This window comes from Catenulispora sp. GP43 (genome assembly GCF_041260665.1).
Lineage (GTDB): Bacteria > Actinomycetota > Actinomycetes > Streptomycetales > Catenulisporaceae > Catenulispora.
This window is the reverse complement of sequence record NZ_JBGCCT010000040.1, coordinates 20,550-43,088: the sequence shown is the minus strand read 5'-3', so window position 1 is coordinate 43,088 and position 22,539 is coordinate 20,550. Positions and strand designations below refer to the sequence as shown.

Here is a 22,539-nt window from a genome sequence, read left to right as displayed (position 1 = left end):
ACCGGCGTGTGATCGACTACGCGCTCCGTAGAGCGATGTAAAGCACGCTTGACGCCGCCGCGATGTAAAGCGTACTTTCCATTCATGCGGAACGACATGCGGACCCTGCGACAGGCCAAAGGACTGTCGCAGCAGGACCTGGGGCAGGCACTCGGGGTGTCGCGGCAAACGGTCAACGCGATCGAGCAGAACCGCTACGACCCCTCGCTCCCCCTGGCGATCCGCATAGCGAGGTATTTCGGCACAACGGTGGAGGGGATGTTCCATGTCGACGGATGCTGACAGGGACGCTGGCGGGGGCCAGGAGCGAAGCGGCCGAGAGCGGACCCGCCGGGGCGGACCGTGGACGGTGCCGGTGGCGGCGACCGCGTTCGGCGGCGCGTACCTGGCGATCTACCTGGGCCACCACAACGTGGCGATGGCCGTCTCGGGCCTGGTCATCATGCTCGCCTACGCGGCGGTCCTGGTCTTCGGGTCGCGGCGCTCGGAGGCTGTGGCCCTGCTCCGCGGCGAGAGCGGCGACGAGCGGCGCCGGTCGATCGAGCAGCGGGCGGCGGCGCTGACCATGTACGTGCTGGCCCTGGTCCTGGTCGGCGGCAGTCTGATCGCGCTGATCCGCGGCAAGGACACGGCGACGTGGACGACCTTGTGCGCCGTGCTCGGCGGCACGTACCTGCTGTCCACGATCGTCCTGACCCGGCGCGGCTGAGCGCGAACGGCGCGGTGGCGCGGAACACAACATTCCACGCCACCGCGCCGGTTCGATCAATCAGTCGTCATCAGTACCGGATCAGTACCAGGCGACGACGGTCACCTCCGAGCTCGGCACCCACGCCTCCCGGTGGTTGTAGTCGATCCCGAACCACAGGTTCTGCGTGCCGTCCTCGAACACCGACTTCGGAGCGGCCCACTCCGAGCCGCTCGGCGCCGTCCCGATGATGTCCGCCGAGCTCGTGGTCGGCCGACCGTAGATGCCGATCGTCCCGTTCTTCGTGGCCGGCTTCAGGCTCACCACGTAGGAGTGGACCGGGACCGCGGACCCGGCCGGGACCGCCAGCCAGGCCTTCTTGGCGTCGGCGTAGTAGCTCGGCGTGGAGTTGGACAGCCGGTCGTTCTCGCCGTACCAGATCTCGTACATGGTCATCCCGGTCCCGGCCTGGTCGGGCTGGGAGGCCAGGGAGTAGTACGGCATCTGGGTCTCGACGTTGGTGGTCTCGTCCGTGGAATCAGCGCCCGGGGCTCCCGGGATGACCGCGTCCTTCGTACTGGGACCGGTGTAGAGGGTGAAGAAACTGTTGTTCGCGGTGGTCTCGGTCCCGTTCGGGCCCAGCGGCGACTGGTCGCTGCTCGGGTTGACCCGGAACAGGCCGGCGGCCGGGGTGTTGCCGGTGGGGTAGGCAACGCCCAGGGAGTGGATCAGGCCGAAGTAGTAGTCCCACAGCCAGTACTTGCCCGGGTCGACGTGGTTCGGCGAGGTGCCGGTGGTCGGCGAGGGCGTGGTGCCGTGCGAGTTGATGTGGGCGTGGTCCAGCGGGATGTTGTACTTGTTCAGCAGGTACGCCGTGAGCTTGGCCGAGGCCAGGTACTCGGTGGCGTTGTACCACTGGTAGCCGGTGGCGTCGATGCCCGCGTGCTCGATGCCGACGGCGTGCTCGTTGTACCAGAAGTTCCCCGCGTGGTACGCGATGTCCTTCTCTCTGAGCGTCTGGTAGACCGTGCCGTCGCTGTCGATGACGTAGTGCACGCTGACACCGCTGTTGATGTCCTGGAACGTGCTGATCGCGTCCGCCGCGGTGCCCTCGATGTCGTGGATGGTCACGTCGTACAGGGCGTAGCTCGTCGGCCGGTTCGAGCTCTGGTACGTGCACGCCCCGCTGACGACGTTGCAGTCATATGTCGTCGGCACCACACAGTCGATCGCCGAGGGGTAGTCGACGTTGCTGTCCTGCGTGCAGCCGGTCGGCAGCGCGGCCGGGGCCAGCGGCACCGAACCGAGCGTGGACTTGTCCGGCGTGACCGCCTGCGGCGCCAGGGTGATGCGCGAGCCGTCGTCGGCCGTGCCGCTGAAGCCGCCCTGGATCAGCTGGTACGCGGCGTCGGCGTACATCCCGGCCACCGAGCGCGAGGAGGCGTGGCTGTAGGCGGCGATCGGCGCGTACCAGCCGGCCAGCGTGGCCGGCAGCTTCGGCGCGAGCACCAGGGCCTCGGCGCGCAGCACCGCCGCGCCGCCGCGGATGTTGGCCGCGGTGTCGTGCCGCAGGGCGGACACGCTCAGCCCGGTCAGCTTCGCCGCCTGGTCGAGGGTGTCGGTCTTGTCGTTCTTCACCAGGTTCATGCAGCCGTAGCCGCCGTCGACGCTGGCCTGCCCGCCGTGGGCGCTGAGCCGGCCCTCCAGGTAGCACACCGATTCCAGCACCTGCTGCGGCACGCCGTAGGTGTGCGACGCCCCGGCGAACGCCGCCGTGACGCTGCCGGACTGCGTGCCGGCCTGGGCCGGGGCACCGCTCAGGCCGTAGCTGAGCAGCGCGGCCACGGCCAGCAGCACGCCGGCCAGGCGCCTGCGGGCTCTGGTGGGCCGCCTGCTCATATCCCGTCTCATCATCTGTCGCGATCACCGTCCGGTTGTGGGGTCCCGTGTATCAGAGTCCGGATCGACTCCCGGGGACATGGTGCGACTGACGCCGCCGTTTGTCACGTGAAATCAACAAGAAACCAAGATGATTCTTGACGGGTGCTGGGGTGACTGCCACACTCCCGGTTCGGGGAGCCGACCACGGAGCATCCGAAAGGCAGCCATGCACACCTCGCGCGCCGCCAGAGCGTTGACCAGCACGGCAGTCCTGATCGCGGCCGGCTTGACCGGCGCGGGAACGAGCGGGCCGGCGCACGCGGCCGCGGCGGCCACCGCGCGCCCCGCCGCCGCCACTGCCACCGCCGCCGAGCGCGTCAACTTCCACAAGTGGACGACGCAGGCCGACTTCCAGTCCGGCACCGCCTCCGGCGTCACCGCGCTGGCCGGCGACCGGCAGGGCATCGCGATCTCAAGTACCGTCGGCTCGCTCCGGTATAAGGACCCGTATCTGCACACCACCAAAACCTACGCCTACAGCACCTGGACTTCGCCGTCCTACACGCCGGGCTTCGGCGCCACCGAGCTGGTCTCCTCCTGGGACGCGCAGACCCCGGCCGGCACCTGGCTGAAGGTCGAGCTGAACGCCACCATGGAGGACGGCCACCAGACCGGCTGGCTGGACATGGGCAACTGGGCCTCCGGCGACACCGACATCGCGCGCACCTCGCTGAGCCCCTCGGCCGGCGCCTACGGCCAGGTGGACACCGACACCTTCAACGCCGCCGCCGGCCACACGCTGACCAGCTACCGGCTGCGGGCCACGCTGTACCGGCTGCCGACGAGCACCGCCAGCCCGCGGCTGTGGCAGCTCGGCGCGTTCGCCTCGGCGGTGCCGGCCCGCAGCAGCGTCACCCCGAGCCCGCTGGGCGGCGCCGAGGGCACGGACCTCGCGGTCCCGCAGTACTCACAGCAGATCCACGTCGGGCAGTACAGCCAGTACGGCGGCGGCGGGGACGCCTGGTGCAGCCCGACCTCCAGCGAGATGATCACCGAGTTCTGGGGCGACGGGCCCACCGCCGCCGACATGTCCTGGGTGGACCCGTCCTACGCCGACCCGAGCGTGGACTACGCGGCGCGCTCGACGTACGACTACGCCTACCAGGGCACCGGCAACTGGCCCTTCAACGCCGCCTACGCCGCGCACTACGGTTTGGACGCCGAGGTCGTCCAGCTGCCCTCGGTCGACGACCTGGAGACGCTGGTCAAGGCGGGCATCCCGGTGGCCATCTCCGTGGCCTTCGACAACGGCGAGCTCACCGGCTCCGGCTACGGCACCGCCGGGCACCTGATGGTGGTCGCCGGGTTCACCGCGGCCGGCGACTTCGTCGTCGACGACCCGTTCTCGCCCTCGGACGCCGCCGTGCACCACGTCTACCAGCGCAGCCAGCTGGAGAACATCTGGGAGCGGACGTACTGGACCCGCTCGGACGGCACCACCGGCTACGGCTCCGGCGGCGTGGCCTACCTGTACAAGCCGCACGACATGGCGCTGCCGCCGGTCGCGGACCCGAACAACCCGACATGGTGACGCGCGTGTAACAGCCCCCGCAGACAAGGCCCCGGCGAACCGCAGTCCGCCGGGGCCTTCGCCTTGCTGGGAAACCCGCCTTGCTCAAAACCCTGAGTGTCAGTCTAGCCCAGAGGGTCAGTCCAGCCCGGAGGGTCAGTCCAGCTCCGAGCCGGTCGGCGCGACGATCACCCGGGTCCCGCTCTGCTCCAGCGCGCGCACCGCGTCCGGGTCCGCGCCGGAGTCGGTGACGATCGCGGTGACCGCGGACAGCGGGCACACCCGGCCGACCGCGACCCGGCCGAGCTTGGCGCCGTCGGCGAGCACGTACACGGACTGGGCCTGGCCCAGGATCGCCTGCCGGACCGGGATCTCCTCCAGCTGCTCGCTGGTCACCCCGGCCTTCAGGTGCACGCCGGAGGCGGCGATGAACGCGCGGTCGGCGAAGAAGCGCTCGAAGAACTTCTCCGAGCCCGGGCCCACGCACGACAGGTCGCCGCGCCGCACCTGCCCGCCGGCCAGGTGGACCTCGACGCCCTCGCGGCCGGCGAGCTCCGCGGCGGTCGGCAGCGCCACGCACAGCGCCCGGCCGCTGAAGGTGGCCGGCAGTGCGCGCGCCGTCTCGGCGACCGTGGTGCCCAGGTCGAAGACCAGGGTCTCGCCGGGCTCGACCAGCGCGGCGGCCGCGGCGGCGATGGCGCGCTTGGGGTCCAGCCGGGCGATGGCCCGCTCGTCGGCGCCGGGCTCCCAGCCCCGCGACTCCTGCGCGACCGCGCCGCCGTAGACCCGGCGCAGGATGCCGCGCTCCTCCAGGACCTGCAGGTCCCGGCGGATGGTCTCGCCGGAGACGCCGTAGCGCGCGGCCAGATCCTCGACGCGGACCCGGGTGTCGCGGCGCAGCTGTGCGGCGATGCGCAGGCGGCGCTCCTCGGGGAGGACCGCGTCGAGCAGTTCTTCCTTCATCGGTCGGGACTCCACAGCTGGCCGGGGCGGACGCGCGCGGTCGCGCGCTGCCCTCAGCGTAGTGGGGTTCACCGCCGCTGGTCGTCCGACCTCCGCCATCAGCTGGGGAATATGTGGTTTCTTGGCCGAACAATGCGTGGACTCTTGACGACTCCTCAAGGAATTGCCACACTCGGCGCCACGGTGTCGCTGTATGAGGCGTGAGACCACAACACCGCAAGGCACCACCACACCGTTTGTGAGGACGCCATGCCCTTCCCGAACCCCCGACGACGCGCTTTCGCCCTGGCGGCGGCCCTGGCCGGGGCGGCGGTGCTGAGCGCCCCGGCCGCGGCCGCCTCCGGGCCGGCCCAGGCGCGCGGCACCCATAGTCAGACCTCGTACGCCCAGGCGGCGCCGAGCTCGGCCGCCAGCAGCGGCAAGACCCTGACCGTCGCGACCACCGGCAGCATCGACTCGCTCTCGCCGTTCCTGGCCCAGCGCGCGCTGCCCACCCAGATCCACCGCCTGATGTACGACTTCCTCACGAACTACGACGCCACCGACGACCACGCGATCGGCGCGCTGGCGACGTCCTGGACCACCTCGGCGGACAAGCTGACCTGGACCTTCACCATCCGAGACGGGATGAAGTGGTCCGACGGGCAGCCGGTGACCGCCGCCGACGTGGCGTTCACCTACAACCTGATGATGACCAACGCCGACGCGGCCACCGCGAACGGCAACTTCGTCGCCAACTTCTCCAAGGTGACGGCCACCGGGAACCAGTTGGTCGTCACCCTGAAGCAGCCGCAGTCCACGATGCTCGCGCTGGACGTCCCGATCGTGCCGCAGCACGTCTGGGCCTCGCACGTGGCGGACATCGGCACGTTCAACAACGACACCCAGTTCCCGGTGGTCGGCGACGGGCCGTTCATCCTCACCGGCTACCAGAAGGACCAGTACCTCACGCTGGACGCCAACCCGAACTACTGGCGCGGCAAGCCGGCCTTCGACCACCTGGTGTTCAAGTTCTACAAGGACGCCGACGCCGAGGTGGAGGCCCTGAAGAAGGGCGAGGTCGACTTCGTCAGCGGCCTGACCCCGGCGCAGTACGACGCGCTGAAGGGCCAGTCGGACATCGCCACCAACAACGCCCAGGGCAAGCGATTCTACGCCCTGGCGGTCAACCCCGGCGCGACCACCACCAGCGGGCAGGCGTTCGGCGACGGCAACCCGGCGTTGCAGAACCAGCAGTTCCGCCAGGCGCTGATGTACGCGATCGACACCAAGACGCTGGTCGCCAAGACCCTCGGCGGGTACGGCACGGTCGGCAGCGGCTACATAGCCCCGATCTTCTCCGCCTACCACTGGGACCCCGACCCGTCCACGGCCTACAGCTACAACCCGGACAAGGCGAACCAGATGCTGGACGCCGCCGGGTACAAGAAGGGCTCCAACGGGATGCGCACCACCCCCGACGGCAAGCCGCTGACCCTGCGCATCATGGGTGAGAGCAACCGGCCCGACGACACCCAGAACGCCGCGTACCTCGCCGACTGGCTCAAGGCCGTGGGAATCGCCACCACCACCCAGATCATGGACCAGGGCAAGCTCGCCGACACCGAGACCGCCGGCACCTTCGACCTGGCCTTCGACAGCTGGGGCGAGAACCCGGACCCGGACGCCGTGCTGTCGATCCAGAAGTGCGACGGCCGGCCCACCGCCCCGGGCAAGACCTTCAACGGCGACGACTTCATCTGCGACAAGAACTACGACGCGCTGTACCAGAAGCAGATCACCGAATACGACCCGGCCACCCGGGCCGCCGACGTGAAGCAGATGGAGCAGACGCTCTACACCGACGCCTACGTCAACGTCCTGTACTACGGGAACGTGCTGGAGGCCTACCGGTCCGACGTCATCGGCTCCATGGACAAGCAGCCGCAGCCCAACGGCCTGTACTGGGGCCAGGACGGCTACTGGGCCTTCTGGTCCGCCAAGCCCGCCGCCGCCTCCTCGGGCTCCTCCTCCTCGTCGAGCTCGAACACCGGCCTGATCGCCGGCATCGTGATCGCGATCGTGGTGATCGGCGGCGGCGGTGCCCTGGTCCTGACCCGCCGGCGCCGCGGCGCCACGGCCGAGGAACGCGAGTAGCGCACGTGTCGATCACCGCTTCCGCCCTGCCGGACGCCGCGTCCCCTCCTCCGGCTCCGGCCGGGGCCGCGGCGCCCCGGCGGCGCGGCCCCGTCATCCCCCTGCGCTACGTCGTCGGCCGCCTGGCCGGCGCGCTGGTGAGCATGCTGGCCGTGGTGTTCACCGGCTTCTTCCTGTTCCGTGTCATCCCCGGCGACCCGGTGCGGGCGCTGACCCGGGGCCATCCGGTCAGCGCCGCCCAGATGGCCACGATGCGCCACCAGTTCGGCATCGACAAGCCGCTGATCGCGCAGTTCGGCGACTACGCCGCGCGCGTGGCCCGCGGCGACCTGGGCACCTCCTACCAGTACAAGACGTCGGTCAGCGCTCTGATCGGCAGCCACGTGTGGGCCACCGTCTACCTGGTCGGCACCGCGACGCTGATCGCGGCGTTCCTGGGCCTGCGCATCGGCGTGCGCTCGGCGTGGAAGCACGGCGGCCGCGCCGACCGCGCGAACACCGGCATCGCGCTGGTGCTGTGGTCGATGCCGACGTTCTGGCTGGCGCTGATCCTGATCGTGGTGTTCGGCGTCGGCTTCGGGCCGATCCCGGGCATGTTCCCGACCGGCGGCATGAACTCGCCGAACGTGCACGGGCTCCTCCCCTCGATCTGGGACCACCTGCGGCACCTGGTGCTGCCCTGCCTGACGCTGGTCGCGGTGGTCTACGCGCAGTACCTGCTCACCATGCGCGCCACGCTGCTGGAGGAGGTCGGCGCCGACTACCTGACCACGGCGCGCGCCAAGGGCCTGCGCGAGGACGACGTCCGGCGCAAGCACGCCGTGCCGAACGCGATGCTGCCGGCCGTCACCCTGGTGTTCCTGAACCTGGGCACCGCGGTGTCCGGCTCGATCCTGACCGAGACCATCTTCTCCTGGCCGGGCCTGGGATCGCTGTTCTACGAGGCGCTGACCGTGCCGGACCAGCCGCTGCTGGAGGGCCTGTTCATCTTCTTCTCGGCGGCCGTGATCGTGATGAACCTGCTGGCCGAACTGCTCTACCCGATCCTCGACCCGAGAGTGCGCACCTCGTGATAGCCGACTTCCGCCGGCGCCGCGCCGGGATGGCCGGCCTGGCCTTCCTGGTCCTGACCGCCCTGGTGGCCTTGGCAGCCCCCTTGTTCATCTCCGGCAACGATCTGTCCGCGGTGTTCGCGCCGGGCACGCCGCGCCAGGCGCCCTCCGGCCACTTCCTGCTCGGCACCGACGCCTACGGCCGCTCGATGGTGGCCGTCACCATCTGGGGCGCGCGGATCTCGCTGACCGTGGGCCTGCTGGCCACGCTGCTGGCGGTCGGGATCGGGGCGCTGGTCGGCGTCACCGCCGGGCACTTCGGCGGCTGGGTCGACACGGTGCTGATGCGCGTCACCGACTGGTTCCTGGTGCTGCCGGTGCTGGTGCTGGCCACCGCGCTGGCCTCGGTGCTCACTCCGGGGGTCAGCACGGTGGTGGTGGCGATCGGGGTGACCGCGTGGCCGACCACGGCACGCGTGGTGCGGGCCCAGACGCTGTCGGTGGAGTCCCGGCCGTACATCGAGCGGGCCAGGGCGCTGGGCGGCGGGCACTGGCACGTGATGCGCCGGCACATCCTGCCCAACGTCATGCCCCTGATGCTGGCCCAGGCCACGCTGACGGTGTCGGCCGCGATCCTCACCGAGGCCACGCTGGCGTTCCTGGGCCTGAGCGACCCCACGAAGGTGTCCTGGGGCACGACCTTGCAGCTGGCCCGGGACGTCGGCGCGGTCAGCGCCGGCGACTGGTGGATCCTGCTGCCGCCGGGCGCCGCGATCGTCGCGGTGGCGCTGGCCTTCACCCTCGTCGGCCGAGCACTGGAGCAGGTGCTGAACCCGCGGCTTCAGGAGGCCTCATGAACGACGTTCTCCGGTTGGAAGACCTGAGCGTCTCCTACAAAACAGCAGCCGGCCCGGTCCCGGCGGTGCGCGGCGTGGACCTCGCGCTGCCCGCCGGCGGCCGGCTGGGCCTGGCCGGGGAGTCCGGCTGCGGCAAGTCGACACTGGCCGGCGCGGTCCTGCGGCTGCTGCCCAAGTCGGCGGAGGTGAGCGGCAAGATCCTGCTGGACGACGAGGACGTGCAGGCCATGACCTGGGGCCGGCTGCGCGCGGTGCGCTGGGCCGAGGCCTCGATCGTGTTCCAGGGCGCGATGCACTCGCTGAACCCGGTGCGCCGGGTCGGGGACCAGATCGCCGAGCCGATCCTGTTGCACGACAGGACGGTGTCCCGGGCCGCCGCCGACCGCCGGGTGGCCACCCTGCTGGACCAGGTCGGCCTGGTCGCGGCGCGCGCCGCGGCGTACCCGCACGAGCTGTCCGGCGGCCAGCGGCAGCGCGTGATGATCGCCATGGCGCTGGCCTGCTCGCCGCGCCTGATCGTGGCCGACGAACCGACCACGGCGCTGGACGTGATGATCCAGGCGCAGATCCTGCGCCTGATCGGCGAGCTGGTCGCCGAGCACGGCATCAGCCTGCTGATGATCAGCCACGACCTGGCGGTCCTGGCCGAGCACTGCGACCGCCTGGCGGTGATGTACGCGGGCCGGATCGTCGAGCAGGGCCCGGCCGCCGAGGTGTTCGCCGACGCCCGGCACCCCTACGGCCGCGCCCTGGCCGACGCCTTCCCGCGCATCGGCGACCCGGCCTCCCGCCGAGGCCCGCGCGGCCTGCCCGGCGACCCGCCGGACCCGGCGCACCTGCCGGCGGGCTGCACGTTCGCGCCGCGGTGCCCGATCGCCGCCGAGGAGTGCCTGACCGCCGAGCCGCCGCTGGTCGCGGCCGGGGACGCGGGCGGGGACGGGGACGTACGGAGCGCGGCGTGTGTGCGGATGGACGTTGCGCGGGAGGCGTTGTGAGTCCGGAGGTTGAGATGGAAGACACGGCGGCGCCCGGCACCAGCGCGGCGCAGCACGACCCCGCAGCCGAGCCGGCCCCGGTGCCCGGCCAAGCCCCGACTGACAACGCCGCTGCGGCCACGCCCCCCGTCCTGTCCGTTCGCGACCTGTTCGTCACCTTCCGGTCCCGCCACGGCCGCGGCCGGGCCCGGGCCGTCGACGGCGTCGACCTGGACATCGCGCCGGGCGAGATCGTGGCGCTGGTCGGCGAGTCCGGCTGCGGCAAGTCCACCTTGGCGCGGGCGCTGACCGGTCTGGTCGTGCCGACGGCCGGTCAGGTGCTTCATGACGGCGCGCCGGTGTCGTACAAGTCGCGGGCGCTGAAGGCCTACCGGCGCGGTGTGCAGCTGGTCCTGCAGGACCCGGCCGGCGCGCTCAACCCGCGCCGCACGGTCTACGAAGCCGTCGCCGAAGGCCTGCGCATCCACGGGAAATCAGCCCTCGGCGGCTTCCCCGACGAGAAGGCCAAGGTCGCCGACGCCCTCTCGCGCGCCGGCCTGCGCCCGCCGGAGCGCTTCCTGGCCCTGCATCCGCACCAGCTCTCCGGCGGCCAGCGGCAGCGCGTGGTGATCGCCGGGGCGCTGGTGCTGGATCCGCAGGTGCTCGTCGCCGACGAGCCGGTCGCCTCCCTGGACGCCTCGGTGCGCGGGGAGATCCTGAAGCTGATGCTGGACCTGCGCGCCGGCACCGGGCTGTCCGCGCTGGTCGTCACCCACGACCTGGGCCTGGCCTGGAACATCGCCGACCGGGTCGCGGTGATGTACCTGGGGCGGATCGTGGAGACCGGCACCGTCGAGGAGGTCCTCACCGCGCCGAAGCACCCGTACACCAAGGCGCTGCTGTCGGTGGTCGCCGAGTCCGGTCAGGATCCGGTGATCCTGACCGGCGAGACCCCCGACTCCGCCGCCATCCCGGCCGGCTGCCGCTTCCATCCGCGCTGCCCGCTGGTGGCCTCCGGCCAGGCCGAGCAGCTCGGCGTGGCTGAGCGCTGCCGGACCGAGGACCCCAAGCCGCTGCCCGCCACCGGCCGGCACGCCGCCTGCCATGCCGCGGACCTGCTGGGCGTGGCCGCACCAGACGCACTGAACGTACCGAACGCACTCGACGCACCGCACACACCACACGCACCGCACGCACCGCACGCACCACAGAACGCTCCCACCCCCTCCGATGACGAAGGAGCCCCATGAGACGCCCCCGCAGGCGCAGAGCCCTGATACCCGTGGTCGCCTCCGCGCTGGTCGCGGCGGCCGCGGCGTTCGTGCCGGCCGCGCACAGCGCCGCGGCGACCGGCACCCCGGCCGGTCCCTCCACCCCGGCCGACCCCGGCTCGCGCCAGGCCGCGTTCGCCGCGGCCTCGGCGGAGTTCGGTGTTCCGCTGCCGGTCCTGATGTCCGTGTCGTACAACGAGTCGCTGTGGGAGGCGCACGGCGGCAAGCCGAGCTTCTCGGCCGGCTACGGCCCGATGAACCTCACCAACCTGACCCAGGCCGAGCTCAACTCCGCCGGCTTCACCAGCACGTTCCGCACCCCGGACCTGCTCAACGCGCCGGCGCTGCACACCGCCGCGAAGGCCGCCGCGCTGGCCGGAATCGACCTGGCCACGGCCGAGACCAACGACGTGCAGAACATCCGGGCCGGCGCCGCGTTGCTGGCGTCTTATGAGAAGCAGTACAACCACGGCGCTCTGCCCCCGTCGGTGAACCTGACGGCCTGGACGGTCGGCGTGGCGCGCTACGCCGAGGCCTCGGAGACCAAGGTTGCGCAGGTCTTCGCCGACGACGTGTTCACCACCATCCGCACCGGCCAGTCGGCGACCACGCAGGACGGCCAGACGCTGTCGCTGGCCTCGCAGCCGTGGGCGTACGACGACCCGGCCGCCGCGAAGAAGCTGGGCCTGGTCAGCGTGGTCCCGCCGGCCGACCCGGTGCACGACCCGTCGCTGCTGTCCGCCCCGGAGTGCCCGGCCGACCTGGACTGCAGCTACTCCCCCGACGGCTTCTACCAGCTCGACCCCAACGACAAGTCGAACTACGGCGGGCACGACCCGGCGAACCGTCCGGCCACCACGGACATCCGCTACATCACCCTGCACGACAACGAGGAGACCAACGACGGGACGCTGTGGCTGTTCCACGACCCCTCGTACCAGGCCTCGGCGAACTACGAGGTGCGCTCCGAGGACGGGCACGTCACCCAGATGATGCCGGACGAGGACATCGCCTGGGACAGCGCGAACGAGTCCTTCTACCAGCACTCGATCGGCATCGAGCAGGAGGGCTACGCGCTCGACGGAGCCACCTGGTACAGCGAGCAGATGTACCACTCGACCGCCTCGCTGGTGCGCTACCTGGCGGCGAAGTACAACATCCCGCTGGACCGGCAGCACATCCTGGGACACGACAACATCCCCGGCAGCAGTGACAGCCGGATCGCCTCGCAGCACTGGGACCCGGGACCGTACTGGAACTGGTCGCACTTCATGGACCTGCTCGGCCAGCCGATCCACCCCGACGCCCCGCCGACGTCCGACGTCGTGGCGATCAACCCGGTGTTCCAGCTGAACCAGCAGGTGGTCTCCGGCTGCCAGAACATCCAGGACCTGACGCCGTACCCGGGGCCGTACCACGGTGCCGAGTGGCCGAACCTGAACGGGCCGTGCCCGGCGAGCTACTACATCAACATGCCCAAGCAGCCGACGAACTTCGTGTGGCTGCGGACCGCGCCCAGCGACAGCGCGCCGCTGCTGTCCGACCCCTACCTGCACTCGGACGGCTCGGCCGGCACCACCCAGGCCGATGACTGGGGCGACCAGGCCGGCACCGGGCAGGAGTTCGTGGTGGCCGACCGGGCGCCCGGGGGCTGGATCGCGATCTGGTTCGCCGGCCAGAAGGCGTGGTTCCACAACGACTTCGGACCGCTGACCGCCGCGCCGGTCAAGGCGCTGACGGTGGTGCCGAAGGCGGGCAAGACCAGCGTGCCGATCTACACCGAGTCCTTCCCGGAGGCCTCGGCGTACCCGGCGGCGTTCACGTCCTGGTACGGGGGCGTGCCGCGCTCGCAGCGGATCGCCTCGAAGTACACGCTGACGCCGGGGCAGGCGTACGTGACCGACGGGAAGCTGCTGCAGAGCGACTGGTTCAACGCCTTCAACATCGACGGGTCGGCGTTCATGGACCAGACCGACTTCAAGGGCACGACGCAGTACTACCTGATCACGTACAACCACCGGATGGCGTTCGTGAACGCCGCCGACGTGGACGTGGTGCCCTCGACGTCCTGAGGCGCCGGCGCTTCGCCGGTTCGTTCGGCGGGTGGGGCCGCGCAAGGCCGCCCCACCCGCTTCAAGGCTGCCCGTAACCGGTCCCGGACCTGGCCGGAACCGTTCTCAGGCCCCGGTTCGCATGCCAGACTGTGTCAGGCACCGATCCCACAGGACTTCACGTCCACGCCAGGAGGACCCCATGCCGTCGGCTTCACCCGTCGCCCCGACCCCGGACGCCGCGTCCGCCGACGCCGCCGGTGCCGCCGTCACCCGGAACGGGGTCGTGCTGGGCGTGGAGGCCGGATCGACGCTGGTGGAGGCGGTGGTCGCGACCGTCGGCGGCGAAGTGATCGGCCGCGGCCGCTCAGCCCTGGCGAACCCCACAGCTCTCCCCATCGCGGACGTCGTGGCGCACCTGAGCGACGCGGTCGCCCAGGCCCTGGGCACGGTCGCACCGGCCTCGGTGGCCGGCGTGGTGGTCGGCGCGGCGGGCATCCTGCGCTACTCCCGGGGGCCCAGCGCCGAGGCCCTGGCCAAGACCTGGGTGGACGCCGGCCTGACCTGCCCGGTGTCCGTGGTCGCCGACGCGGTGACCGCCTTCGCGGCCGGCACCCCGCGCCGCAGCGGCTCGGTCCTGATCGCCGGCGTCGGCTCGATAGCGGCCCGCGTCGAGGGCGAGGAGGTCACCGCCCGCATCGACGGCAACGGCTGGCTCGTCGGCGACGACGGCTCCGGCTTCTGGATCGGCCGCCAGGCGGTCCGCGCGGTCTTCGCAGCCCTCGACGGCCGCGGCGAGCAGACCCTGCTGGCCCCGGCGGTCCTGGCCACGGTCACCGGCGACGACGTGGTCCCGCACTCCACCGACGAGCAGATCGCCGCCCTGCGCGACGCGGTCTACGACGGCCCCCCGATCGCCCTGGCGGCCCTGGCCCCACTGGTCTCGGCGGCGGCGACGGCCGGCGACCGCGTGGCGCAGCGCATCGTGGACCGCGCCGTCAGCCTCCTGATGGCCACAGCCACCGCCCTGGCCGGCGACAACCCCGACGAACCCCTGGTCCTGGCCGGCTCCCTGCTGACCGCCCCCGGCCCGATCGGCGCCGAAGTCCAGCGCCGCCTGGCCGGACACCACGGCGGCACCCCGCTGATCGCCGCCCCGGGCGCGGTCGGCGCCGCGTGGCTGGCGGCACGGGTGCTGGAGCCGGGGATCGACGCCGGGGTGCATGCGCGGCTGGCTGGCGGGGCGGGGGCGGCGGCGGAGTAGGGCTGGCGGCGGCAGCTTTGCTGAACTGCAGGCGGCAGGCGGCAGGCGGCAGGCGGCAGGCGGCTCAGCCTTGCAGGCTGGACGGGCTCGGTACCCTTGTGCCATGCCGGATGTGTCGCCCCAGGAGCTACATCTCGATCGCGAGCGGGCCGGATCATTCGGGTCCGTGGCCGAGCGGTATGACCGGTACCGACCGAGGTATCCCAGCGAGTTGATCGACGACCTGGCCGGCTTGCGGCCCGCAAAGGTTCTCGATGTCGGATGTGGCACCGGCAAGGCCGCTGTGGCACTCGTCGAACGTGGTCTGTCCGTTCTCGGCGTCGAGGTGGACGAGCGCATGGCCCGGGTCGCCCGCGGCCATGGCGTCGAGGTGCAGGTTGCCGCCTTCGAGTCATGGGATGCGGCGGGGCGCACGTTCGACCTCATCACGTGCGGTGACGCCTGGCACTGGATCGACCCCGAGCGCGGGGTCGCCAAAGCCGCCGAGGTACTGAATGCGGGTGGGACCATCGCGCGGTTCTGGACGTCGACGGCATTGGACGAGGCCGTCAGCGCCGCCTTCGACCCCATTTACCGCATGTATGCGCCGGAAGTCACACAGGTCTGGCATTCGGCACAGAGCATGCCGCGAGTGCACGCCTCCAGCGACGACCTCTTCGAACGAAGCGCCTCATTCTTGCCGGTGGAAATGCGGAGTTACCAGTGGGAGCGCAGCTTCGACAGCGATGAATGGGTCGGCCTTGCGGCAACTGTCAGCGATCACCGGAAACTCGGGGCTGAGCGCCTCAAGGTGTTGCTGTCGGCACTCCGATTGAAGATCAATGAGCTTGGTGGCACCATCCACTCCCACCATGAGACCTATGCTCTCCTCGCCCAGCGGGTCTAGCGAAGTTGTGCACCATTTCCGCGCACCCTGTGCTGATGCGCTAAAGCCTGCCGGATGAGCGCGCACACCGCCGCGCGCCTTCACAGCGCCCCACCCCACGCGTCCTGACCTGGTCTTAGGCTGCCGCCATTTGTTCGGTACGCGGCGGCGTGTGCCAAGAATCCACATCAACCCAGACGCCGTCTCCGGCGTCGTCCGGCCCCGCCCGCGCCGCCCGTCACCTGCTGCGACCGCCCAGACCGGGAGCGTCCCAGATCCCAGGGCGGGCGTCAAGGGTCTGCGATGGCGTTGAGTTGTGGTGTCCGCTCTGGCAAGATCCCACATGACGCCACAGGGGTGTGCCCGGTGGCCGGTGGCGGGCGATCGGGAGGTGGCGGCATCCATGGCGGACCCGTGCGTGGTGGGGCTCGACGTCGGGGGGTCGCATTCGCGGGCCGTGCTGGCCACCGTCGACGGGCGCACGCTGGGGACCGGGCATGCCGGCGGCGGGAATCCGACCGTGCTGGGCGCCGCGGCCGCCGTCGCGAACATCGTGGCGGCGTTGCGGGCGGCGCTGGGCGACGTGCCCGGCGAGCGGGTCGGGGCCTGCGTGGTGGGGCTCGCCGGCGTCAGTACCCTGATGGCTGATCCGAAGGCGCCGCGGGTGCTGGAGCAGGCCTGGGCCGACGCCGGCCTGACCTGTCCGGTGCCGGTGGTCTCGGACGTCACCGTGTCCTTCGCCGCCGGCACCCCCGCCCCCGACGGCACGCTGCTGGTCTCCGGTACCGGCGCCGTCGCCGCCCGCATGCGCGACCGCCTGCCGGCCCGCTTCAGCGACGGCTACGGCTGGCTGCTCGGCGACGAGGGGTCCGGCTTCTGGATCGGACGCCAGGCCGCGCGTGCCGCCATCGCCGCCGCCGACGGCCGCCGGCCGATGGCACACCTCGCCACGGCGGTGCTGGCGCGACTGCTGGATCAGAGGTCTGAACAGGAGGCTGAGTCAGGCGACCCCACCCCGACCGCCGCGCACCCGTCAGCCCCCGTCCATCCCGCCGCCACCGGCGCGCTCCCGCCGGCCGCCAGCATCGGCGAGGGCTTCACGCTGCGCGGCCGCAAGCGCGCCGCCGAGCTCGTCCGGGCCGTGACCGCGCAGCCGACGGTCGCCCTGGCCGGGCTCGCCCCGCTGGTGATGGCCGCCTACGAGCTCGGCGACCCGGCGGCGGTGCGCATCGTCGCCGAGGCGGCGCAGGCCCTGGTGGAGAGCCTGGCCACGCTCGCGCCGGCGCCCGGGGAGCCGGTGGTGCTGGGCGGCTCGGTGCTGGTCAGCCGCTCGCCGGTGTTCCAGGCGGTGGCCGCGGCGATCGGCCGGCGCTGGCCGGACTCGCCGGTGGGGCTGGCCGCCGACGGCGCCGCCGGGGCCGCCTGGCTGGCCGCGCGGCGGCTGCTGGGGGCCGAGGCGGCGGCGGCCGGGCACGCGGTGTTCACCGGTGCGAACCATCAGTTCGCAGAATTCTCATAAACAGTCGTTGACTGTTGTTGTTTTCCCGCTACATTGACTCATTGCCGACGGCGGCGAGCCGGGGTCCGAAACAGCACCCTGACAGCTCCGCACCGCCGAAGGCACAGGACGGGGGCGTCTTCGGGCGTTCGCGCTCCCGGTCCACGTCGTGGTTCCACCATCAGGTCTCACCCCACAGGAGAGCTCAATGGTCAAGATCTCGTCGCACAGCGCCCTTCGCACCCGGCGCCGCGCCCTCACGGCGCTGGCGATCGGCGCGCTGGCCGGCACCGCGGCGCTGGCGCCGTCGATGGCCCAGGCCACCACCTACCCCCACGGCGACGACGTGTCGTCCCACCAGGGCAACGTGAACTGGTCGGCGACCAAGGCCGCCGGCGCCCAGTTCTCGTACTCCAAGGCGACCGAGGGCACGTACTACACCAACCCGTACTTCGCCCAGCAGTACAACGGCGCCTACAACGCCGGGCTGATCCGCGGCGCGTACACCTTCGCCATCCCGAACGGCTCCACCGGCGCCGCGCAGGCCGACTACTTCGTCGCGCACGGCGGCGGCTGGTCCAAGGACGGCAAGACCCTGCCGGGCGCGCTGGACATCGAGTACAACCCCTACGGCGCCGAGTGCTACGGCCTGAGCCAGAGCGCGATGGTCAGCTGGGTGTCCTCGTTCGTCAACGAGTACCACGCCAAGACCAGCCGCTGGGCCGTCATCTACACCACCACCGACTGGTGGTCGACCTGCACCGGCGACTCCGGCGCCTTCGCCAACAACGACCCGCTGTGGATCGCGAACTACAACGGCTCGGCGGGCACGCTGCCGGCCGGCTGGGGCTTCTACACCATCTGGCAGTACGCCGACTCCGGCTCCATGGCCGGCGACCAGGACGTCTTCAACGGCGACTACAGCCGTGTACAGGCGCTGGCCAACGGCTAAGGCGAAGGTGTCCTGATGTCCACCCTCGGAATCCGGTCCGCGCGCTCCTCGCGCCGCCTGGCCGTGCTGGCGCTGGCCGTGGCCACCGCCGGGGCGGTGCTCCTGCCGGCCGGCGGCAGCACGGCCGCGGCCGGCGCCCCCGTCGTCCAGGCGAACCCGCACCCGGGTTACGCGCGGACCGTCTCGGGCCAGTTGGTCAAGGTCGACACCACCTGGCACAACACGCCGGTGCACCCCACGGTGGCGACCCACCCGCAGCTCGACCACATGGGTTCCACGATCCCGGCCCACGAGCCGACCGCGCGCGGTGCCGCGCGGCCGGCCGTGACGCCGGACTCGGTGCCGCAACTGCCGGGCATCGACGTCAGTGCCTACCAGGGCAACCTGGACTGGGCCGGCATCGCACCCAACATCGACTTCTCTTACGCGAAGGCGAGCGAGGGCACGTACTACACCAATCCCGACTTCTACAACCAGTACGTCGGGCCCTACGACCAGGGACTGATCCGCGGCGCCTACCACTTCGCGAACCCCAACGACTCCAGCGGGTCGGCGCAGGCCGACTACTTCGTCACCAACGGCGGCGGCTGGTCCTCCGACGGTCTCACCCTGCCCGGGATGCTCGACATCGAGTACAACCCCTACGGCTCGGAGTGCTACGGCCTGAGCGGAAGCCAGATGACCAGCTGGATCTGGGACTTCGTGAACGAGTACGCGGCGCGCACCGGCGTCTACCCGGTGATCTACTCGACCACCGACTGGTGGAACACCTGCACCAGCGACGACACGAACTTCGCGAACTACGACCCGCTGTTCATCGCGAACTACGCGGCCTCCGGCGGCGGCACGCTGCCTCCGGGCTGGGGCTTCTACACCTTCTGGCAGTACGCGGACTCCGGTTCGGAGCCCGGCGACCAGGACGTGTTCAACGGCCCGTACAGCCAGCTGCAGGTCCTGGCCAGGAACGGCTGAGCGATCCTCGGTACCTGGAACGAAGAAGTCCCCGCCTCCGGCCTTCCGGAGGCGGGGACTTCTTCGTGTACTGATTTCGGGTACTAATGGACAGGCGCCGCTCCTACCGCGTCACCGCCGCCAGACCGGCCGCGCTGGCCGGGACCCCGGTGGTGGTGACACTCGGCGCCCCGGGCGTGCCGTCGGCGGCCAGCGGCACGTCGTCGATCCGGCCCTTGGCGGTGTCCAGGATCCACAGCGCGCCGCCGGACACGGCCGGGTCGCCGACGTGACCGCCGGGGGCCGCGGCGGTCGCGTCGAGCAGGCGCAGCGCACCGTCCGAGGCCACCGCGTAGGTCGACACGGTGCCGGACCCGGCGTTCTCGACGTAGGCGGTCCGGCCGTCCGGCCCGACGGCGACCCAGCAGGCCGCGGTCTGCCCGTCCGGCAGCGCGGCGGCGGTGGTGCGCAGCGCGCCGTGCCGGACCTGGTACCCGCTGGCCGAGCTGGCCCCGGCACCGGCCCCGACGTTCGACACCACGGCGGTCCCGCCGCGCCCGAACGCGAAGCCGAACGGCGTGTGGCCGGCCGAGGCGCTCCCCGTGGCCGGGCCCGGGACGCCGAAGAAGTCCAGCGCGAACACGTCGAGCGTGCTGGAGCCCTTCTCCGTCACCAGCAGCGCGCCGCCGTCGGGCGTCACGGCCACCTGCGCCGCACCCGAGGCGCCGGCCGACAGGGGCCGCTGCGCGATCCGGGCCAGGGTGCCGCCGAGTCGCCAGTAGGCCGTGACAGAGTTCTGACCCAGGACGTACACGTGGTCGCCGTGCACGGCGACGCTGACCGGACCCGTGCCGGCCCCGAAGGTCCCCAGCAGGCTCAGGGCGCCCGAGGGCGCCACGGCGAACTCCGAGACGCTGTCGGAGCCGCCGTTGACGGCGAACAGCGTGCGGCCGCCGTCGGCGGCCGTCACAGCCCCCTGCGATCCCAGCCCGGCGCCGGTCCCGGTGCCCCCGGTGGCGTAGGCGCCCACCGCCGAGCCGTCGGCGCGGAAGGCGAGGACCTCGTTGCCGGCGGCGGCGTTGGTCTCGGTGTAGACGGTGGTGTGCGCGGCTCCGGCCGGACGGTTCGCGGCCGCCTGGGCCTGGCCGCCGGTCACGGCGACGGCGCCCAGTGTCCCGGCGACGACCCCGACGATGGACAGTGCGTTCTTGGTCCTCACACTGATCCCCTCCTGAAAGCTGGTTCGTACTCGCTGACGGAGGAGCAGTGGCGGGGCCCGGCCGATGCGTTACAGGCGAATCATTTCGATCGCTACTCTGTTCTCTTCACGATCACAACCAGGGATCACCGCCAGGGGAGAAAGATGAGCCGGGTTCAGCTGTCGGGCGCTGAAGCCATGGAGTTGCTGCAACGGGGCGAGAACGCCGCCGACGACTTGGACTGGCCGGTGGTCGCCGCCTGCTACGAGGAGTTCCTGACCGCCTTTCCGGACACGCCGATCAGCCCCGAGCTCTGGTTCGACGCGGCGCTGGCCAACAAGTTCCTGCGGAACTGGCAGAAGGCGTACGAGCTGGGCCGGCAGGCGGCGCTGCGGGCCGGGGAGCCGGCCGGCAGCCCGGCGTGGTGGAACCTGGGGATCGCGGCCACGATGGTCGGCGACTGGGGCACGGCGCGGGAGGCGTGGACCAACTACGGCGTCCCGCTGTCCCCCGGCGAGGGCGAGATCGAGGACGGGTTCGGCTCGGCCCTGGTGCGCCTGGACCCCGACGGCGAGGCCGAGGTGGTCTGGGTGCGGCGGATCTGCCCCACCCGGGCCCGCATCCTGTCGGTGCCCTACGGCCGGCGCCGCTTCGGCGAGATCGTCGTGCACGACGGCGCCCCGACCGGCGAGCGCCGGGTCGAGGACCACACCTTCCCGGTCTTCGACGAGTTGGCGCTGTGGCGGGAGTCGCCGACCGCGACCTGGCTGGCCCAGGTGACGGCCCCGGCGCCGCGGGACATGACCGCGCTGGCGGACGCCTTCGACGACGCCGGGCTGGCGATGGAGCCGGTGGACAGCCTGACGTTCCACTGCACCTGCTGCCCCCGCGGCCCGCTGACCGCGGGCACCACGGTGCTGGCCGGGGCGCGGGACATACTGCTGGCCGCGCCCGACGAGCAGACCGCCACAAAGATCCTCACCGGCTGGGCCGTGCCGGGCACCGGACGGGCTTGGCACGCGATCCACGCCAAGGCGTGAGGCGTGAGGGCATGAGGGCGTGAGGACGTGACTGCGACGTATTTCTCAAGCGCCACAAGGGAATCGCGTCTAATACAAGCTTCGTAGATTGACTACGCAGATCCGCGAAGCACCCGGCCGCACTGCCGCCGACGGCGCATCACCGCTGGTCCGGGCGCCCTCAGGAGAACCGGGACAAGCCGTCCCCGATCATCCGAAGGCATGCCGTTACCCCGCAGAATCTACGCCTTCAGTCACCCTCAACCTGCCTTCCGGTCCGACTCAACACCCCGATATGCTCCAGCGCTGTCCACGAGCACTTATGCCGCTGACAACCCAGTCACACTAAGTGATCCGGCCGCGAGGTCCCGGGGCCGGCACAGAGAAGAGCCACCACACATGACCACAAGCCGAATAGGCCGCGGGGCGCTCGTCACCCTCGCCGGTGCGGCCGCGTCGCTGGCCGGTGCCGCCGGCGCCGCCAACGCCTGCGAGAAGCCGCCGCCGGAGCACACCTGCTCCCTGAGCAACAACGACGTGCAGTGGGCGGTGAACGGCAGCGACGGCAAGCCGGACGCCAACACCAAGTTCCACGCGAGCTCGTCGTTCACCCGGGTCACCGCCGAGCCCGTCTACGGTTTCACCGTCCAGTTGTCGCCGCACGCGATCGCCGACCAATGCACCGGCGGCGTCGACGTCTCGCTGGCCTCCTACACCGCCGACGGCGGCCCGACCTGGGAGTCCTCGGGCAACCAGACCTTCGTGGACTTCGCCACCGTGCACCTGACCACGGCGTCGAAGAGCTCGGAGACCCAGTCGCTCACGGTGAAGCTGCCCGGCACCCCCGGCGGCCCGTGCTTCGGCCAGATCGACCTCTACCACGGCAAGACGAAGTACGACGGCACCAACGGCCACCAGGTGCCGAACCACGACAAGGGCATCAACACGCCCCACGGCCTGTTCGCCGCCTGGAACGGCTCGGACGCCGGCGGCTGCGCGGCCACCCCGCCGCCCCCGCCGGTCACCACGCCGACGACGCCCCCCACGACGCCGCCGACCACACCGCCGACGACGAAGCCCAGCACGCCGCCGACGACGAGCCCGACCACGCACCCCTCGACGCCGGCCTCCAGCACGCCGCCGAGCACCCCGACCCCGAGCAGCAGCACCAGCACGCCGGCCACCCCGGCCACGCCGACCACCACCCCCGGCACCCCGACCCTGGCCCACACCGGCGCCAACGTCGGCGAGGTCAGCCTGGTCGCGCTGATGTTCTTCGGCGCCGGCGGCGGGGCGATGTTCGCCTCGCGCAAGGCCAAGACCGCGGGCGCGCGCAAGCACTGAACCA

Annotated in this window: 19 protein-coding genes; 16 read left to right on the top strand and 3 right to left on the bottom strand. The window is 71.5% G+C overall.

Annotated elements, in window-relative coordinates; all coding sequences use genetic code 11:
* Positions 1–84: 84 nt before the first annotated feature.
* Complete coding sequence (locus ABH926_RS47215) at positions 85–282, top strand: helix-turn-helix transcriptional regulator (RefSeq protein WP_370373865.1); 198 nt, start codon at positions 85–87, stop codon at positions 280–282.
* 73 nt (positions 283–355) lie between these two features.
* Positions 356–709 carry a hypothetical protein gene (locus ABH926_RS47210; RefSeq protein ID WP_370373863.1) on the top strand — a complete coding sequence of 118 codons (354 nt, stop codon included), beginning with the start codon at positions 356–358 and terminating at the stop codon, positions 707–709.
* A gap of 81 nt (positions 710–790) precedes the next feature.
* Here ABH926_RS47210 and ABH926_RS47205 read toward each other — a convergent pair whose 3' ends face one another.
* A complete protein-coding gene (locus tag ABH926_RS47205; RefSeq protein WP_370373861.1) occupies positions 791–2,587 on the bottom strand; it encodes an N-acetylmuramoyl-L-alanine amidase in 1,797 nt (598 codons plus the stop codon).
* A gap of 208 nt (positions 2,588–2,795) precedes the next feature.
* Between ABH926_RS47205 and ABH926_RS47200 the strand changes: the two genes are divergently transcribed.
* Positions 2,796–4,160 (top strand): C39 family peptidase, encoded by a 1,365-nt coding sequence (locus ABH926_RS47200; protein ID WP_370373859.1) that lies wholly within the window; start codon positions 2,796–2,798, stop codon positions 4,158–4,160.
* Positions 4,161–4,295: 135 nt separating this feature from the next.
* Here ABH926_RS47200 and ABH926_RS47195 read toward each other — a convergent pair whose 3' ends face one another.
* The gene (locus ABH926_RS47195; protein ID WP_370373857.1) at positions 4,296–5,102 is read right to left on the bottom strand and encodes a DeoR/GlpR family DNA-binding transcription regulator; all 807 of its coding nucleotides are present in this window, start codon (positions 5,100–5,102) and stop codon (positions 4,296–4,298) included.
* 249 nt (positions 5,103–5,351) lie between these two features.
* Between ABH926_RS47195 and ABH926_RS47190 the strand changes: the two genes are divergently transcribed.
* The 11 genes from ABH926_RS47190 to ABH926_RS47140 all read left to right on the top strand — a co-directional run bounded on the left by ABH926_RS47190 (position 5,352) and on the right by ABH926_RS47140 (position 18,994).
* Positions 5,352–7,238 carry an ABC transporter substrate-binding protein gene (locus ABH926_RS47190; protein ID WP_370373855.1) on the top strand — a complete coding sequence of 629 codons (1,887 nt, stop codon included), beginning with the start codon at positions 5,352–5,354 and terminating at the stop codon, positions 7,236–7,238.
* 5 nt (positions 7,239–7,243) lie between these two features.
* On the top strand, positions 7,244–8,311 hold the full coding sequence (locus tag ABH926_RS47185; RefSeq protein WP_370373853.1) for an ABC transporter permease: 1,068 nt from the start codon (positions 7,244–7,246) through the stop codon (positions 8,309–8,311).
* A gap of 29 nt (positions 8,312–8,340) precedes the next feature.
* Positions 8,341–9,147, top strand: a complete 807-nt coding sequence (locus tag ABH926_RS47180; RefSeq protein WP_370373964.1) for an ABC transporter permease — start codon at positions 8,341–8,343, stop codon at positions 9,145–9,147.
* Complete coding sequence (locus ABH926_RS47175) at positions 9,144–10,142, top strand: ABC transporter ATP-binding protein (RefSeq protein WP_370373852.1); 999 nt, start codon at positions 9,144–9,146, stop codon at positions 10,140–10,142. The genes ABH926_RS47180 and ABH926_RS47175 overlap by 4 nt, the downstream gene beginning before the upstream one ends.
* A gap of 14 nt (positions 10,143–10,156) precedes the next feature.
* A complete protein-coding gene (locus tag ABH926_RS47170; RefSeq protein WP_370373850.1) occupies positions 10,157–11,371 on the top strand; it encodes an ABC transporter ATP-binding protein in 1,215 nt (404 codons plus the stop codon).
* Entirely contained in the window at positions 11,368–13,464 is a 2,097-nt protein-coding gene (locus ABH926_RS47165; RefSeq protein ID WP_370373848.1) for an N-acetylmuramoyl-L-alanine amidase, read from the top strand. Before ABH926_RS47170 ends, ABH926_RS47165 begins: the two co-directional genes overlap by 4 nt.
* A 181-nt stretch (positions 13,465–13,645) precedes the next feature.
* Positions 13,646–14,707 carry an N-acetylglucosamine kinase gene (locus ABH926_RS47160; RefSeq protein WP_370373847.1) on the top strand — a complete coding sequence of 354 codons (1,062 nt, stop codon included), beginning with the start codon at positions 13,646–13,648 and terminating at the stop codon, positions 14,705–14,707.
* A 103-nt stretch (positions 14,708–14,810) separates the two neighbouring features.
* Positions 14,811–15,593 carry a class I SAM-dependent methyltransferase gene (locus ABH926_RS47155; RefSeq protein ID WP_370373845.1) on the top strand — a complete coding sequence of 261 codons (783 nt, stop codon included), beginning with the start codon at positions 14,811–14,813 and terminating at the stop codon, positions 15,591–15,593.
* Between the two features lie 382 nt (positions 15,594–15,975).
* The gene (locus ABH926_RS47150) at positions 15,976–17,091 is read left to right on the top strand and encodes an N-acetylglucosamine kinase (protein ID WP_370373844.1); all 1,116 of its coding nucleotides are present in this window, start codon (positions 15,976–15,978) and stop codon (positions 17,089–17,091) included.
* 187 nt (positions 17,092–17,278) lie between these two features.
* Positions 17,279–18,022, top strand: coding sequence for a lysozyme (locus tag ABH926_RS47145; protein WP_370373842.1), 744 nt, complete (start codon positions 17,279–17,281; stop codon positions 18,020–18,022).
* Positions 18,023–18,037: 15 nt separating this feature from the next.
* The gene (locus ABH926_RS47140; RefSeq protein ID WP_370373840.1) at positions 18,038–18,994 is read left to right on the top strand and encodes a GH25 family lysozyme; all 957 of its coding nucleotides are present in this window, start codon (positions 18,038–18,040) and stop codon (positions 18,992–18,994) included.
* Between the two features lie 103 nt (positions 18,995–19,097).
* Here ABH926_RS47140 and ABH926_RS47135 read toward each other — a convergent pair whose 3' ends face one another.
* Positions 19,098–20,192, bottom strand: a complete 1,095-nt coding sequence (locus ABH926_RS47135) for a 3-carboxymuconate cyclase (RefSeq protein WP_370373838.1) — start codon at positions 20,190–20,192, stop codon at positions 19,098–19,100.
* 144 nt (positions 20,193–20,336) lie between these two features.
* On the opposite strand from ABH926_RS47135, the gene ABH926_RS47130 reads away from it, so the two are divergent.
* Entirely contained in the window at positions 20,337–21,212 is an 876-nt protein-coding gene (locus tag ABH926_RS47130) for a tol-pal system YbgF family protein (RefSeq protein WP_370373836.1), read from the top strand.
* A 378-nt stretch (positions 21,213–21,590) separates the two neighbouring features.
* On the top strand, positions 21,591–22,535 hold the full coding sequence (locus ABH926_RS47125) for a hypothetical protein (protein WP_370373834.1): 945 nt from the start codon (positions 21,591–21,593) through the stop codon (positions 22,533–22,535).
* Positions 22,536–22,539: the final 4 nt, after the last annotated feature.